This is a genomic window from Cupriavidus sp. UME77, assembly GCF_014170355.1.
GTDB classification, from domain to species: domain Bacteria; phylum Pseudomonadota; class Gammaproteobacteria; order Burkholderiales; family Burkholderiaceae; genus Cupriavidus; species Cupriavidus basilensis.
Genome location: NZ_LZZU01000006.1, coordinates 105,155 through 121,141, shown reverse-complemented (window position 1 = coordinate 121,141; position 15,987 = coordinate 105,155). Strand labels below are relative to the sequence as shown.

Genomic DNA, 15,987 nt, shown 5'->3' with positions numbered 1-15,987 from the left:
CTGGCACCGCGCCTCAATAGAGCATCGCCCGCGACACCACGGCCACCAGCGGCTTGCGGATGGCGCGTTCCACGCCGGCATGCAGGTGCAGCGGGCGGAGCAGCATCTTGACCGTCATCTCGATCGGCAGGTTGCGCCGGATCACGGCGCTTACCCGGGAGTTGAGCTTGCGCACGTCCCGTTGCGGGATATCCTCGGTGCCGCGCTCGATGCGCAGCACGTTGCGCAGCGCGATCTCCGCGTCTTCGTTCTTGATTTCCAGCAAGCGGCGCACCAAGGCGCCCAGTACACGCAGGCGGCCGAGCCGTTCCACGCCGTTGAAGGTGTTGAAGTAGCGGTAGAAGTGCTTGTAGTGGCGCACCTCGTCATCGGCGATGCGCCGCGTCAGGTTGCGCAGCACTGGCTCGTCGCTGGCTTGCTCCAGGGAGCGGTAAAGGGCCGCGGTGCCAGTCTCGACCACGCAGCGCGCGGCCATCTCAAGGGCCTTCGTGGGCTCGAATTTGTCGATCGAGCAGGTATGGCGGTATTCCTCGAAGAAGCGCGCATAGCCGCGCTCCCAGTCGAACTCGGGCCAGACATGTTCCACGTAGTGCCGCAGGGCCAGGCCGTGCTGCAGTTCCTCCGCCTCCCAGTGTTCGGACAGCCAGCCGGAAGCCTCGGGATTGGCGGCGTAGTAGTTGGCCAGGTTGCCGGCGTACGTGTCCGAGCCGCTCTCGACAAAGGACGCCGACACCAGCAGGTAGAACAACTCCCGATCGGGCCGGACAAGGGTGGTGTCGATGGCCTGGAAATCGATGTCGCCCAGCGACCATTGTTGCGTTTTAGGCGCATTAGCGGCGTCTTGGCCGGGCAAGCTGCTGTCTGATATCGCCGGTGAGAAGGCGGTCATGCTGGACACTCCCAGAAGGGTCGCGAAGCCGGGCTCCGCGTTGGCCGGTGGCAGCCATTGCGCCGGTGACGGGGCGGCAGGTGCAATGGGCCTCAAGGATCACGCTGACAATAAGAGACTAGCACTAACCCTTGGAAGTTTCCGGCCGGCGCCAAGAAGGGCGACGACGTCAAGCGCAGGGTTGTGGTCTTTCGCCGCATGGCAGCATTGCTGCAAGTGTGGGGCGTGAACCGCACGGGGTGTATCGGAAACGGCTCAAACCCCCTGTGGAAATGGCTTGCGCTTAGCCCGGAAAGCGCCCGGACGCCGAAGGCGCGATGGTATGATTAGCGCCATCTATCGGGCACAAGAGAGAAGGCATGGGGCGCAACCGGCACGCGTCGGCCCCGCTTCTCGTTGGGGCCCGGCTCTCCTGAACGCTGCATTACGCTAGATACCCCACGACCAACCGTGCGACTGTCCTCGATCAAGCTGGCGGGCTTCAAGTCCTTCGTCGATCCCACCAATTTTCAAGTGCCCGGCCAACTGGTCGGCATCGTCGGTCCCAACGGCTGCGGCAAATCGAACATCATCGATGCGGTGCGCTGGGTGCTGGGCGAGTCGCGCGCCTCCGAGCTGCGCGGCGAGTCCATGCAGGATGTGATCTTCAATGGCTCCACCGCGCGCAAACAAGCTGGCCGCGCCAGCGTCGAACTGGTGTTCGACAACCCTGAGGGGCGCGCCGGCGGGCAATGGAGCCAATACGCCGAAATCGCCGTCAAGCGGGTGCTGACCCGCGACGGCACGTCCTCCTACTACATCAACAACCAGGCCGTGCGCCGCCGCGATATCCAGGACATCTTCCTGGGCACCGGCCTTGGGCCGCGCGCCTACGCCATCATCGGGCAGGGCATGATCTCGCGCATCATCGAGGCCAAGCCCGATGACATGCGGATTTTCCTGGAAGAAGCCGCAGGGGTGTCCAAGTACAAGGAACGCCGCCGCGAAACCGAAAACCGCCTGTCCGACACGCGCGAGAACCTGACCCGGGTGGAAGACATCCTGCGCGAGCTCGGCACCAACCTGGACAAGCTCGAGGGGCAGGCCGAAGTGGCCCAGCGCTTCAAGACCTTGCAGTCCGACGGTGAGGAAAAGCAGCACCTGCTGTGGCTGCTGCGCAAGCGCGAGGCCCAGGCTGAGCAGGAGCGGCACACGCGGGCCATCGAGCAGGCACAGATCGACCTGGAAGCGCAAACCGCGCAACTGCGCCACGTCGAGGCCGAGCTCGAGACCATGCGCGCCGCGCATTACGCTGCCTCGGACAATATGCACACCGCGCAGGGCGGCTTATACGAGGCCAATGCGGAAGTCAGCAAGCTCGAGGCCGAGATCCGCTATGTGGTGGAGTCGCGCAACCGCGTGCAGGCGCAGATCGCCGCACTGACGGCGCAGCGCGAGCAGTGGCAGGGCAAGGCCGAGCAGGCTACCGATGCCCTGGCGCAGGCCGAGGAAGAACTGGCGGTGGCCGAAGGCCGCACCATCGAAGCCCAGGAGGCCGTGGCGCACAAGACCGATGAGTTGCCCACGCTGGAAGCCCAGTGGCGCGATGCCCAGGTGCTGTCCAACGAGCAGCGCGCCAGCATCATGCAGGCTGAGCAGGCGCTCAAGCTGGAGGCCGCGCAGCAGCGCAGCGCGGACCAGATGCTGCAGCAGCTGGAGCAACGCCGCGAGCGCTTGTCCGGAGAAGAAAAGGGGCTGGACCGCCCCGATGAAACCCGCCTGGAAGAGCAGCGCGCCGAGCTGGCCGAGCAGGAAGCCGTGCTGGAAGAGGCGCAGGCCATCCTGGCTGACTCCGCCGACAGCGTGCCGCGCCTGGACGGCGAGCGCCGCAGCGCGCAGGAGCGCGTGCAGCGCGAGGCCGCCGCGATCGGATCGCTGGAAGCGCGCCTGGCCGCGCTAAAGCAGTTGCAGGAAAACGTGCAGACCGAAGGCAAGGTGCAGCCCTGGCTGGCCAAGCACGGCCTGGCCGAGCTGCCGCGCCTGTGGAAGAAGCTCCATATCGAGCCGGGCTGGGAAAGCGCGCTGGAATCCGTGCTGCGCGAAAAGCTCGGCGCGCTCGAAGTCTCCAACCTGGACTGGATCAAGTCCTTCCTGTCCGACGCGCCGCCCGCCAAGCTGGCCTTCTACTCGCCGCCGCCGGCCGCGCGCCCGCAGGAAACCCCCGCCGGCATGCGTCCGCTGATGGCGCTGGTGCAGATCACCGAGCCCGGCATCCGGGCCGTGATGCAGGACTGGCTGGCCGATATCTACACCGCAACCGACATGGCGTCGGCGCTGGGCCAGCGCGCGATGCTGCCGGAAGGCGCGTCGTTCGTCGTGGCCGAGGGCCACCTGGTGGGCCGTAGCTCGGTCCACCTCTATGCAGCCGATTCCGAGCAGGCCGGCATGCTGGCCCGCGAGCAGGAAATCGAAAACCTGCAGAAGCAGGCGCGCGCCCAGTTGCTGCTGTCCGACGAAGCCAAGAGCCAGGCGGTCCGCGCCGAAGCAGCCTACACCCAGGCCAGCGCCGCGCTCACCGAGGCCCGCGGACGCAGCGAGCAGGCCACGCGCCGCGTGCACGCGCTGCAGATGGATGTGCTCAAGCTGTCGCAGGCCATGGAGCGCTACGCCGCGCGCAGTGGCCAGATCCGTGAGGAACTGGCCGAAATCGCCGCGCAGATCGAAGAGCAGCGCGCCATCCGCGCGGAGTCCGAAGCCAGCTTCGAGCAGCACGACGCCGCGCTGGCCGAGATGCAGTCCACGCACGAAGACCACCAGATGGCCTTCGAGGCGCTGGACAGCAAGCTGTCGTCGGCGCGGCACCAGCTGCGCGACTTCGAGCGCGCGGCGCAGGAAGCGCTGTTCGCCGAGCGCAACCTGGCTAACCGCATCGACGAGCTGCGCCGCAATATCCAGACCGCGGGCGACCAGTCCGAGCGTCTTGCCCAGTCGCTGGAAGATGCCCGCGTCGAGCTGGAAACCATCAATGAGCAGACCGCCCACACCGGCCTGCAGGATGCGCTGGAGCGCCGTGCCGAGAAGGAAGAAAAACTCCAGCTCGCCCGCACCGAGCTGGACGCGCTGTCGGCGCAGTTGCGCCAGTACGACGACCAGCGCCTGGCCGCCGAGCGCAGCCTGCAGCCACTGCGCGACCGCATCACCGAGTACCAGTTGAAGGAACAGGCCGCGCGGCTGAACCAGGAGCAGTTCAGCGAGCAACTGACGACCGCCGAGGTGGACGAGGCCGCGCTGGCCGAGAAGCTCACGCCCGATCTCAAGCCCTCCTACCTGCAGGGCGAGGTCACCCGGCTGAACAACGCCATCAACGCGCTCGGGCCGGTGAACATGGCCGCGCTGGACGAACTGGCGGCGGCGCGCGAGCGCAAGACCTTCCTCGATGCGCAGTCGGCCGACCTGATCGACGCCATCACCACGCTGGAAGACGCGATCCACAAGATCGACCAGGAAACCCGCGCGATGCTGCAAGGGACCTTCGACCAGGTCAACCATCACTTCGGCGAGCTGTTCCCGTCGCTGTTCGGTGGCGGGCAAGCCAAGCTGATCATGACCGGCGACGAAATCCTCGACGCCGGCGTGCAGGTGATGGCGCAGCCGCCGGGCAAGAAGAACTCCACCATCCACCTGCTGTCGGGCGGTGAGAAGGCCCTGACGGCCATCGCGCTGGTGTTCGCCATGTTCCAGCTCAACCCGGCGCCGTTCTGCTTGCTCGACGAGGTGGACGCGCCGCTGGACGATGCCAATACGGAGCGCTACGCCAATATGGTGGCGCGCATGTCGGACAAGACCCAGTTCGTCTTCATTTCCCACAATAAAATCGCAATGGAAATGGCACACCAGTTGATTGGCGTGACGATGCAAGAGCAAGGTGTATCGCGCATCGTCGCCGTGGATATGGACGCAGCGCTCTCGATGGCGGAGGCAGCATGACGCTCCAGACCGCCCTGATCGTTGCAGGCATTGTCCTGCTGCTGCTGGTAGTCGCCTATAACCAGTGGCAGATCCGCAAGGCGCGCCGCCCGCGCGCGCTACAGCCCGAAGACGACCTGCCGCCGATGCGCGAGCCGGTGGTAAGCCCGGTGGTCAAGCCGGAAATCAGCGCCAGGCTGCATGAGCCATTGCCCGAGCATCAGGTCGAGCGGCGCGAGCCCACGTTGTCGGCTTCGCCGCTGGACGCCGCCGCCGTGGCGGCTGGCATGGCCGCAAGCTCGGCCGATGCCGACGAAGCCCTGGCCGATGAAGTTGCCATCGCCGCGGCGCCGTCCTCGGCCCATGCGGCTGCCGGCAAGCCCGTGCATGCCGAGCAGGCATCTGCCGAATCGCATGATGCTGCGGACCATGGAGAACACGCAGAACATGCGGAACATGCAGAACACGCGGAACGCACCGAACCGATAAAGCCCAAGCAGGATGCCGCGCCTGCCCAGGCAGCGCAGCCAGAGCCCGTCGCACTCGATGGCCAGCCCGCGCCGGCCGTCATCGATCCGCTGATCGACTGCATCGTGCCGCTGCACCTGGAGCGCAAAAGCTCGGGCGATCGCATCCTGCCGCTCACCGGCCGCCTGCGCCGTGCGGGAACCAAGCAGGTGCACATCGAAGGCCTGCGCGCCGAAGCCAATGCCTGGGAGCCGGTCACCGCCGGCCATCAGTACGAAGACCTGCAGGTAGCGGTGCAGCTTGCCAACCGCGGCGGCGCGCTCAATGCGCTCGAGTTTTCGGAGTTCGTCAATGCGGTGGAAGCACTGGCCGAAGCGCTCGACGCCTCGGCCGAACTGCCCGACATGACCGAGACGGTTGCCAACGGCCGCGAGCTGGATGCGTTTGCTGCCAGTTGCGATGTGCAGCTTGGCGTCAACGTGATCTCCGACGGTGCGCCGTGGTCGGCCGCCTATGTGCAGACGGTGGCGACCCAGGACGGGCTGGTCCTGTCGCGCGACGGCACTCGCTTCACGCGCTATCAGGCCAACGCCGAGGGCGTGCAGCGGGCGCTGTTCACGCTGCAGTTCGGCGATACCAACTTCCTGCGCGATGACCTCACGGCCAAGGCCGGCCGCCAGATCACGCTGCTGCTCGATGTGCCGTCCGCGGCGCAGGCGACCAAGCCGTTCAAGACCGTGTGCGAGTACGGCTACAGCCTGGCGCAGCGCATGGGCGCGCAACTGGTCGACGACAATATGCGGCCGTTGAGCGAATCGTCCTTCGTCGCCATCTTCGGCCAGCTTCAAACACTCTACGACAAGCTGGAAGCCCGCGGCATGCCTGCGGGCTCGGCGGTGACGCTACGTTTGTTCAGTCTCTGATACGCCAGTTCGGCATCGACGATAACGACGACAACGGATTCAGTCCTTCAGCATGAGCACCAAACCAGAAGGTGCGGCGGCGCAAGCCCCCGCGCCTGTCAGCGATTCTCCCGCCGCGCGCGCCGACTGGCTGCGCGCCGAGCTGGAGCGCCACAATTACCAGTACTACGTCCTTGATGCGCCGTCGGTGCCCGATGCCGAGTACGACGCGTTGTTCCGCGAATTGCAGGACATCGAGGCCAGGCATCCCGAACTGCTGACACCTGAGTCGCCCACGCAGCGCGTGGGCGGCCAGCCGCTGTCGGCCTTCGATACGGTGCGCCACGCCATCCCGATGCTGTCGCTCAACAACGGCTTCGAGGATGAGGATGTGCTGGCCTTCGACCGTCGTTGCGCGCAGGGGCTGGGGCGTGCCGCCCCCGCCGAGGGCACGGCCGACCTGTTCAGCGCCGCCGAGGCGGTGGAGTATGCCTGCGAGCTGAAGTTCGATGGCCTGGCCATGTCCTTGCGCTACGAGGCCGGCCGTCTGGTGCAGGCCGCCACCCGCGGCGACGGCGAGACCGGCGAGGACGTGACCGTCAACGTGCGCACCATCAAGGCGATTCCGCTGCGCTTGCGCGGCGAGGCCGAGGCCTTGCCGGCGGTGCTGGAAGTGCGCGGGGAAGTCTTCATGTATCGCCGCGAATTCGACAAGCTCAATGCGCGGCAGGCCGAGGCCGGGGAAAAGACCTTCGTCAATCCGCGCAATGCCGCCGCCGGCAGCCTGCGCCAGCTGGATCCGCGCATCACCGCCAAGCGTCCGTTGTCGTTCTTCGCCTACGGGCTGGGTGAGCTGCAAGGCGCGCCGCGTCCCGAGACGCACAGCGCCATGCTCGACTGGTTCGCCGGGCTTGGCATGCCGGTCTGCGCGGAGCGCGAAGTCGTGCGGGGTGCGGACGGCTTGCTGAGCTTCTATCGCGCAGTGGGCGAGCGGCGCGCGGCGTTGCCGTACGACATCGACGGCGTGGTGTACAAGGTCAACGCGCTGGCCGAGCAGGAGCGGCTTGGCTTCGTGTCGCGCGCGCCGCGCTTCGCGCTGGCGCACAAGTTCCCGGCCCAGGAAATGACCACGGTGGTCGAGGACATCGAAGTGCAGGTTGGCCGCACCGGCGCCATCACGCCGGTAGCGCGGCTGGCGCCGGTGTTCGTGGGCGGCGTGACGGTGACCAACGCCACGCTGCACAACGAGGACGAAATCCGCCGCAAGGACGTGCATATCGGCGATACCGTGATCGTGCGGCGCGCCGGCGACGTGATTCCCGAAGTGGTGGCGGTGGTGCCGGAGCGCCGGCCCGCCGACGCACGCGCCTTCGTCATGCCCACCGCATGCCCGGTGTGCGGATCGCACATCGAGAAGCTGGAAGGCGAGGTGATCGCGCGCTGCACCGGCGGGCTGATCTGCGCGGCCCAGCGCAAGCAGGCGCTGCTGCATTTCGCGCAGCGCCGCGCCATGGATATCGAAGGCCTGGGCGACAAGGTGGTCGAGCAACTGGTCGACATGGCGATCGTGCACACGCCGGCCGATCTCTACAAGCTCGGCGTCGCCAAGCTGGCCGCGCTGGACCGGATGGCCGACAAGTCGGCCACCAACCTGGTGGCAGCCATCGAGGCGTCGCGCGAGACCACGCTCAACCGCTTTATCTTCTCGCTCGGCATCCGCCATGTGGGCGAAGCGACGGCCAAGGACCTGGCCAAGCATTTCGGCAAGCTCGATGGGCTGCTGGCCGCCGACGAGGCCGCCCTGCTCGAGGTCAACGACGTGGGGCCGGTGGTGGCGCAATCCATCGCCAACTTCCTGGCCGAGCCGCACAATGTGGAAGTCATCGAGCAACTGCGTGCCGCCGGCGTGCACTGGCCGGAAAGCGAGCCGGCGGAGCGCGCCGCGCCCGCGCCGCTGGCCGGCAAGACGTTCGTGCTGACTGGCACGCTGCCCACGCTGTCGCGCGAAGACGCCAAGGAAAAGCTGGAAGCGGCCGGCGCCAAGGTGGCCGGCTCGGTGTCGAAGAAGACCGACTATGTGGTGGCTGGCGCGGAAGCCGGCAGCAAACTGGAAAAGGCCGAGGCGCTCGGCGTGCCCGTGCTGGACGAGGCCGCTCTGCTGGCCTTGCTGGCCGAGCTTAATACCGGAGATCAAGCATGATCCGTGACATTCTCAAGATGGGCGACCCGCGCCTGCTGCAGGTAGCGCGCCCTGTCACGCGCTTCAACACGCCCGAATTGCGCATCCTGATCGACGATATGTTCGACACCATGGATCACGCCAACGGTGCTGGCCTGGCCGCGCCGCAGATCGGCGTGGACCTGCAGGTGGTGATCTTCGGCTTCGACCGCAATCCGCGCTATCCCGACGCCCCCACCGTGCCCAAGACCGTACTGATCAATCCCGAGCTGACGCCGCTTGGCGAGGAGCAGGATGAAGCCTGGGAAGGCTGCCTGTCGGTGCCGGGGCTGCGCGGGGTGGTGCCGCGTTTCACGCGCCTGAAGTACACCGGCTTTGACGTGATGGGCGGGCGCATCGAGCGCGTTGCCGAGGACTTCCATGCGCGCGTGGTGCAGCATGAATGCGACCACCTGCAGGGCATCCTCTATCCCATGCGGGTGACGGACTTCGCGCGCTTTGGCTTCACCGATGTGCTGTTCCCCGAGCTGCCTCCCAATAGCGACGACTGACCCGCGACGACTGACCGGCGACGACTGATCAGCGATCGCCCTGGCGGCGATGGCGTGCCGCGATGCGGTGGGTCAGGGCGACCAGCGCCGCGCAGGCAGGATTGTCGTCTCGCTCCCGGTAAGCCAGCGTCAACGGCGCGCGCAACTGGTCGGCTTCTTCCATGCGGCGGTAAGCCACGCCGTGCGGGTTGAGCCCGGCCATCGAGGCCGGTACCACGGTCACGCCGGCGCCGGCGGCCACCAGGTTCAGGTTGCTCAGCATGCGCTCGACTTCCGCTCCCACGCGCGGCGTGAAGCCCAGCCGCTCGCACACCTTCAGCAGATCGCCATACATGCCCGGCGCGCCCGGGCGCCGCACCAGGATGAACGCATCGTCTGCCAGCGCGCGCAGCGAGATGGCTTCCTGGGCCGCTGCGTGGGCTGGCGCGCCGCGCTTGCGCAGCAGCGGATGGTCCAGCGGCAGCGCGATGACCATTTCCTCTTCCAGCAGCAACTCGAAGCGCAGGCCTTCCGGGCGTCCCACCGGCGCGCGCAGCAGCGCGACATCGAGCGTGCCCGCGGTGAGTTGCTCGATGACCTCGGCGGCGTTGTTCTCGCTGAGCTTGAGCGCGATGCCGGGAAAGCGGCGGCGGCAGGCGCGCAGGACCTCGGGCGTCAGCTTATGCGCGGCTGCCGAGCTGGTGAAGCCGACCGAAAGCATGCCTTCCTCGCCGCGCGCCATGCGCTGCATGCGCTGGCGCGTCTGGTCCAGGCGCGCGAAGATGTCTAGCGCGTCGGTACGCAGCGCGTGCCCGGCGGCGGTCAGCGCCACACCGCGCGGCTGGCGCTCGAACAGGATCACGCCCAGCTCCGTCTCGAGCGCCTTCAACTGTTGCGACAGCGGAGGTTGCTGGATGCCGAGCTGCTCGGCGGCGCGCGTGATGTGGCCGGTTTCGGCTACCGCGAGAAAGTAGCGAAGGTGTCTCTGTTCCATGGTGTCCTTGCGGGCCGGAAGCAGCAGAAGGCATATGTTTTCGATATGCATTTCCTCTGTGGCATATATTTTACATCCGGGTCGCGGCAGCCTAGGATGATACGGCTTTACGAACGAAAACACGGGGGCGCGCGCCCCAGGCGGCGCGCCGCATCGAGCACCGGGAGACAGGACATGAAGACACTTCGCCTTGCGCGTTGCGCATCGATCGCACTGATTGCGCTAGCCGCGGCGGCCCAGTTTGGCTGCGCCGCCCCAGGCGCGGACAGTGCCGCGAGCGCGAAGCAGGCCGCACCGGCGCCCGGCACGGCGCCGCAAGCTGCCGCGCCCCAATGGCAGCGGGTCAGGCTCGGCACGGGCGCTGGCGCCTACGATTTTCCGGTCTACGCCAACCATCCGCTGGACGCGGACCTGCGCGGCATCCGCGAGGTGATCTTCGTCCAGCACGGGCTGCAGCGTAACGGCGACGACTACTTCGCGGCCGGCGCGGCGCTGCTCAAGCAAACCGGGCGCAATCCCGACGAGGTGCTGCTCATCGCGCCGAACTTCCCCGGCACGCCCGACGCGGCCAAGGGCAAGCATTTCGACGGCATGCCGATATGGAGCGTGCAGGGCTGGATGAGCGGGGAGGATGCGGTCAACCCGCCGTTCTCGGTCAGCTCGCTGCAGGTGCTGGACGACCTCGTCGGCATGGTGACCAACAAGGCCCGTTTTCCCGCGGTGACCCGCGTGACGGTGGCCGGCCACTCGGGTGGCGCGCAGTTGGTGCATCGCTATGCGGTGCTGAACAATGTCGACGAACGTATCCGCGCGGGCGGCATCGATCTGCGCTACGTAGTGGCGAATCCTTCGTCATATCTGTATTTCACGCCGGAGCGCCCACGCGGCAAGGGCTTTGCGCCCTATGACACGGCTATTTGCGCGGACTACGACAAATACCGCTACGGCATGCGCGACATGGTGCCCTATGCGCGCGGTGCGACCGGCGATGCGCTGTTCCGCCGCTATCTCCAGCGCCAGGTGACGTACCTTGTGGGCTCGGAAGATAACGACCCCAACCACCGCGTGCTCGACAAGGCCTGCGGCGCCGAGGCCGAAGGGCCGACCCGGCTGGAGCGCGCGCGCGGCTACCTGCGCTACGCGCAGTACCTTGCCGCGCCGATGGGCAGCCAGCGCCCGCCGGTGCGTCACCAGGCGTTCGAGGTGGTTGGCGTCGGGCACAACCAGCACCGGATGCTTGGCTCGCAATGCGGCGCCAAGGCAGTGTTCGGGCTGGCGGAGACGGCCAATGCGGACGGCGCGGCTTGCCGTGCGCCGCAGCTGTGAGGCGATTGGCGCAGGGCAGGGCGGGCGTTTGCGGCGTGGCGTGAGGCGTGGCGTGAGGCATGGCTTGAAGCATTGGCCATGCGAGGCCGCTGGGTTTGTCCCGGCGGTCAGGCCGGGCAAGCAGTGCTAGCGTGCCGAGTGCCACGTGCCTGGCAATGGCGCGACGTGTGGCATCACGCGCTCGAGCTGGTGGGTATGCGGTTCGGCAGAAGCAAGCTGGTGGCCATGGCGGCCACCAGCTTGCTGTTTGGCCTGGCGCTCAGAACTTCTCGAAGGCGCCGAGGAAGCGCCACTGGCCCACCGGCAGGTCGCCCAGCACGATGCGGCCCATGCGCACGCGCTTCAGGCCCACGACCCGCAGGCCAACCTGTTCGCACATGCGGCGGATCTGGCGCTTCTTGCCTTCGCGCAGGACGAAGCGCAATTGCTCCTCGTTCTGCCAGCTCACCTTGGCCGGCTTGAGCGCTTCGCCATCCAGCGACAGGCCGTGGCGCAGCTTCTCGATCAGTTCCACCGGGAACACGTGCGAGATGTCGCGCTCGACCAGGCCTTCCGGCGACTCCCAGCTCACCCGCACCAGGTATTCCTTCTCGACGGTCGAATCCTCGCCGATCAGGTGGCGCGCAACGCGGCCGTCCTGGGTCAGCACCAGCAGGCCGGTGGAGTCGATGTCGAGCCGGCCGGCAGGTGCCAGGCTCTTGCGCTGCCACGGGGCAAAGCGCTTGCGGGTGGGGTCCAGCTCCCACTGGTTTTCCGGCGCGAACAGCACGGCGGCGGGCTCGTAGCCATCTTCGGCCTGGCCCGACACGTAACCGACCGGCTTGTGCAGCAGCACGGTCACGCGTTCGCCTTGCTCGGAGCGTGCAGCCTGGTGGATCTCGATATTGGCGTCAGGGCTGATGCGCGAGCCCAGTTCGGTGACGGGTTGGCCGTCGACCAGTACCCAGCCGCGCGGAATCCATTCATCGGCTTCGCGGCGCGAGCACAGGCCGAGTTCCGACATCCGCTTGGACAGGCGCACCAGGCCATCGGAGCTGGGCTGGGGCGCGTTCTGCACGGGTGCGGCACGTTCGGTACGTTCCGCACGGGCGCCGCCCTGGTAGTCGCGCTGGCCGGCATCGCCGGCGCGGCGCGGACGGTCATTGTCACCACCGTGAGCGGGACGGCGAGGGCGGTCGTCGCCCTGGCCGGCAAAGCGGCGCGGCCGGTCCTGGCTCTCGCCGGGGCTGAAGCGGCGCGGACGATCGTTGCCTTCGCCCGGGCCGAAATTGCGTGGACGATCATTGCCTTCACCGGCAAAACGGCGGGGACGGTCCTGGCCCTCGCCTGGGGCGAAACGACGCGGACGGTCATTGCCTTCGCCAGCAAAGCGGCGGGGTCGATCCTGGCCTTCGCCCGGGGTGAAACGGCGCGGACGGTCCTGGCCCTCGCCGGAGCCGAAATTGCGCGGGCGGTCGTTGCCTTCGCCCGGGGTGAAACGGCGCGGACGGTCCTGGCCTTCGCCGGAGCCGAAATTGCGCGGGCGGTCGTTGCCTTCGCCGCCAAAGCGGCGAGGCCGATCCTGGCTTTCGCCCGGGGCGAAACGACGCGGACGGTCATTGCCTTCGCCAGCAAAGCGGCGGGGCCGGTCCTGGCCCTCACCCGGGGTGAAACGGCGCGGCCGGTCCTGGCCTTCGCCGGAGCCGAAATTGCGCGGGCGGTCGTTGCCTTCGCCGCCAAAGCGGCGAGGCCGATCCTGGCCTTCGCCCGGGGTGAAACGACGCGGCCGATCCTGGCCTTCGCCGGAGCCAAAGGTACGTGGGCGGTCATTGCTGTCGCCGCCAAAGCGGCGAGGACGATCCTGGCCTTCGCCCGGGCCAAAGCGACGCGGCCGATCCTGGCCTTCGCCCGTGCGCGGGCCGCGCGGCGGGCGCTGGCCAGCGTCTTGCTCTTTCTTGCGGCCGCCGGCGCGTTCCTGGGCCTGCTTGATGCCGTCGACCACGGCGCGCACGCGTCCGCGGTTCAGGTCGGACACCCGCACCGGCCGGGTGGCGGCGGGTTTGCGGGCATTGCCCTCGGGCGCGGCGGTCTTGATGCCCAGCGTCTTGCGCTTGGGCGAATTGCTATCGGTCATATCTTCTATGTGGGGCGTCCGGCCTAGATGGCCAGCGCCGCCAGCAGGTCCTGTTCAAGCTGTAACTGCAGTTTGTTATCCGAGGCGAGGCGGCTGCCATCGACCAGGAAAACGTCTTCCACCCGCTCGCCGAGCGTATTGATGCGGGCGGTATGCACCGAGGTGCGATGTTTGGCCAGTACGCGGGAGATCGCGTACAGCAGGCCGGTGCGGTCGTTGGCCGACAAGGAAAGCAGGTAGTACTGGCCGCGTTCGTCGGGGCGCAGGTCCACGCGCGGCTTGATCGGGAAGCTGCGCGACTGGCGCGACAACCGCCCCTGGGCGGGTTCCGGCAGCGCGCCTTGCTGCTGCAGGCGCTCGGCCAGTTCATGCTCCACCAGCGCGATGATGTCGCGGTAGTTGCCGCTGGCATCGCTGCTGATGCCCGGGTCAGTCACCTGGAAGGTATCCAGCGCATAGCCGTGGCGCGTGGTGTGGATCTTGGCTTCCTGGATGGAGAAGCTCTTGCGCTCGAAATAGCCGCAGATGCGCGCGAACACGTCGGGCTGGTCCTTGACGTAGACCGCCACCTGTAGGCCTTCGCCCGCGGGCGACAGGCGCGCCTTGACCACCGGCACCGGGCTGTCCACCTTGTTGTACAGGTGCCGCGTGAGCCAGGCGATGTCGCGCGCGTCGTGGCGCAGGAAGAAGGCCACGTCGAGCTGGGCCCACAACGGCTTGCCCAGTTCCGGGTCGAACGCCTTGAGCCGCAGCTGCGCGATGGTGTCGTCCTTGCGCTGCGCCCACAGCGAGTGCGGGTCCACGCGCGCGCCGCCCAGCACGCGCAGCGTGATGCGGTAGAGGTCTTCCAGCAGCTTGCCCTTCCACGCGTTCCACACCTTGGGACTGGTGCCGCGGATATCGGCCACGGTCAGCAGGTAGAGCGCGGTCAGGTAGCGTTCGGTGCCGACCACGCGGGCAAAGGCATGGATCACGTCCGCATCGGTGAGGTCTTGCTTTTGCGCGACGTGGCTCATGGTCAGGTGATGCTCGACCAGCCAGGCGATCAGGTCGGCATCTTCGCGCTCGATGCCGTGCTGCTTGCAAAAGCGCCGCGCATCCGCCGTGCCGAGCTTGGAGTGATCGCCGCCGCGGCCCTTGGCGATGTCGTGGAACAGCGCCGCCACCCACAGCACCCAGGGGCGGTCGAAGGTGGCCATCAGCTGGCTGCAGAAGGGGAACTCGTGCGTGTGCTCGACGATGGCGAAGCGGCGCATGTTGCGCACCACCATCAGGATGTGCTGGTCCACCGTGTAGACATGGAACAGGTCGTGCTGCATCTGCCCGACGATACGGCGGAAGTTGATCAGGTAGCGGCCCAGCACGCTGGTCTGGTTCATCAGGCGCAGCGCGTGGGTGATGCCCTGCGGCTCCTGCACGATGGCGAGGAACAGGCGGCGGTTCACCGGATCGTTGCGCCAGCTCGCATCCATCACCGTGCGGGCGTTGTAAAGGCCGCGCAGCGTGCGTGGCGACAAGCCCTTGACGCCCGGCGTGCGCTCGTACACCAGGAAGGTTTCCAGGATGGAGTGGGGCTCGCGCTCGTAGAGATCGTCGCTGGTGATCTCGAGCATGCCCTGGCGTTCCACGAAGCGCTCGTTGATGACGCGCGTCACCTTGGATTCGCTCGGGAACAACATGGCCTCGATATTGAGCAGCAGCACGATATTGAGCTGCGTGACCGCCTTGGCTGCCCAGTAGTAACGGCGCATCAGCTGCTCGCTGGCGCGCTTGTTATTGTTCTGGCGGTAGCCGAAGGCCTCGGCCAGCGCGGTCTGCAGGTCGAACACCAGCACGTCCTGACGGCGCCCGGCCACAAGGTGCAGGCGCGCGCGGATGGTCTTGAGCAGGCGCTCGTTGCGGGCGAGTTCCTGCGCTTCGCGCTCGCTCAGCAGCCCGCGTTCGAACAGTTCCTTCCAGCTGTCGCCCAGCCCGGCGGCCTTGGTCATCCACAGGATCACCTGCAGGTCACGCAGGCCGCCGGGGCTTTCCTTGCTGTTGGGCTCGAGCGAGTAGGGCGTGTCCTGGTACTTGGCGTGGCGCTGGCGCATTTCCAGCAGCTTGGCCTGGAAGAAGGCGCGCGGGTCCAGGTCGGCCTGGTAGCGCGTCTGCAGCTCGGCAAACAGCTTGCGGTTGCCCGTCAGCAGGCGCGCTTCCAGCAAGGAGGTCTGGATCGTCACGTCCTGGCGCGATTCGCGGATGCAGTCGTCCACGGTGCGCACCGAGGAGCCGATTTCAAGGCCCAGGTCCCAGCACAGGCCAATGAACTTCTCCAGCCTGGAGGTGGTGTCCTCGTCGGGTTCCGAGGGCAGCAACAGCAGCACATCCACATCGGAAAACGGGAACAGCTCGCCGCGCCCGTAGCCGCCCACCGCCACCAGCGCGCTGTCGTCCGGCAGGCCCAGGCCGCGCCAGGCTTCGACCAGCGCGGCATCGACCGCGCGCCGCAGGCGCGTCAGCAGGTGGCCGACATGGCCGTGCGCGTTGAAGTCCGCGAACACGGCTTGCTTGTCGGCTTTCAACTGATCGCGAACACGGGTGGCGAGGATGATTTCCGGCGTGGCGTCCATGGCTAGGGCTGGGGGCATCGAAGGGACGGCTG

Annotated in this window: 9 protein-coding genes; 5 read left to right on the top strand and 4 right to left on the bottom strand. The window is 67.3% G+C overall.

Translation table 11 applies throughout. The annotated features are described in order from the left end of the window. Positions 1-13 precede the first annotated feature (13 nt). Entirely contained in the window at positions 14-889 is an 876-nt protein-coding gene (locus A9975_RS02330; RefSeq protein WP_370563714.1) for a ferritin-like domain-containing protein, read from the bottom strand. A gap of 450 nt (positions 890-1,339) precedes the next feature. On the opposite strand from A9975_RS02330, the gene smc reads away from it, so the two are divergent. From smc to def, 4 genes are read left to right on the top strand one after another with little or no spacing between them, the layout of a single operon-like run. Beyond that, a complete protein-coding gene (gene smc / locus A9975_RS02325) occupies positions 1,340-4,855 on the top strand; it encodes a chromosome segregation protein SMC (protein WP_183031218.1) in 3,516 nt (1,171 codons plus the stop codon). Continuing rightward, positions 4,852-6,225 carry a cell division protein ZipA C-terminal FtsZ-binding domain-containing protein gene (locus tag A9975_RS02320; protein WP_183031217.1) on the top strand — a complete coding sequence of 458 codons (1,374 nt, stop codon included), beginning with the start codon at positions 4,852-4,854 and terminating at the stop codon, positions 6,223-6,225. Before smc ends, A9975_RS02320 begins: the two co-directional genes overlap by 4 nt. 52 nt (positions 6,226-6,277) lie before the next feature. Further along, complete coding sequence (gene ligA, locus A9975_RS02315; RefSeq protein WP_183031216.1) at positions 6,278-8,404, top strand: NAD-dependent DNA ligase LigA; 2,127 nt, start codon at positions 6,278-6,280, stop codon at positions 8,402-8,404. Then, positions 8,401-8,934: a peptide deformylase gene (gene def, locus A9975_RS02310; protein ID WP_183031215.1), complete on the top strand. Its 534-nt coding sequence runs from the start codon at positions 8,401-8,403 to the stop codon at positions 8,932-8,934. Before ligA ends, def begins: the two co-directional genes overlap by 4 nt. A gap of 28 nt (positions 8,935-8,962) precedes the next feature. On the opposite strand, the gene A9975_RS02305 is transcribed toward def, so the two are convergent. Further along, positions 8,963-9,907 carry a LysR family transcriptional regulator gene (locus tag A9975_RS02305; protein ID WP_183031214.1) on the bottom strand — a complete coding sequence of 315 codons (945 nt, stop codon included), beginning with the start codon at positions 9,905-9,907 and terminating at the stop codon, positions 8,963-8,965. A 174-nt stretch (positions 9,908-10,081) separates the two neighbouring features. On the opposite strand from A9975_RS02305, the gene A9975_RS02300 reads away from it, so the two are divergent. Then, positions 10,082-11,233, top strand: a complete 1,152-nt coding sequence (locus tag A9975_RS02300) for a hypothetical protein (protein ID WP_183031213.1) — start codon at positions 10,082-10,084, stop codon at positions 11,231-11,233. Between the two features lie 259 nt (positions 11,234-11,492). Here A9975_RS02300 and A9975_RS02295 read toward each other — a convergent pair whose 3' ends face one another. Continuing rightward, positions 11,493-13,346, bottom strand: coding sequence for a pseudouridine synthase (locus A9975_RS02295; RefSeq protein ID WP_183031212.1), 1,854 nt, complete (start codon positions 13,344-13,346; stop codon positions 11,493-11,495). Positions 13,347-13,369: 23 nt separating this feature from the next. Then, positions 13,370-15,955, bottom strand: a complete 2,586-nt coding sequence (locus tag A9975_RS02290; RefSeq protein ID WP_183031343.1) for a [protein-PII] uridylyltransferase — start codon at positions 15,953-15,955, stop codon at positions 13,370-13,372. Positions 15,956-15,987: the final 32 nt, after the last annotated feature.

Coding starts and splice junctions, on each gene's coding strand:
- A9975_RS02300 (WP_183031213.1), top strand. CDS start 10,082: ATGAAGACACTTCGCCTTGCGCGTTGCGCATCGATCGCACTGATTGCG.
- A9975_RS02305 (WP_183031214.1), bottom strand. CDS start 9,907: ATGGAACAGAGACACCTTCGCTACTTTCTCGCGGTAGCCGAAACCGGC.
- A9975_RS02295 (WP_183031212.1), bottom strand. CDS start 13,346: ATGACCGATAGCAATTCGCCCAAGCGCAAGACGCTGGGCATCAAGACC.
- A9975_RS02330 (WP_370563714.1), bottom strand. CDS start 889: ATGACCGCCTTCTCACCGGCGATATCAGACAGCAGCTTGCCCGGCCAA.
- A9975_RS02320 (WP_183031217.1), top strand. CDS start 4,852: ATGACGCTCCAGACCGCCCTGATCGTTGCAGGCATTGTCCTGCTGCTG.
- ligA (WP_183031216.1), top strand. CDS start 6,278: ATGAGCACCAAACCAGAAGGTGCGGCGGCGCAAGCCCCCGCGCCTGTC.
- def (WP_183031215.1), top strand. CDS start 8,401: ATGATCCGTGACATTCTCAAGATGGGCGACCCGCGCCTGCTGCAGGTA.
- A9975_RS02290 (WP_183031343.1), bottom strand. CDS start 15,955: ATGGACGCCACGCCGGAAATCATCCTCGCCACCCGTGTTCGCGATCAG.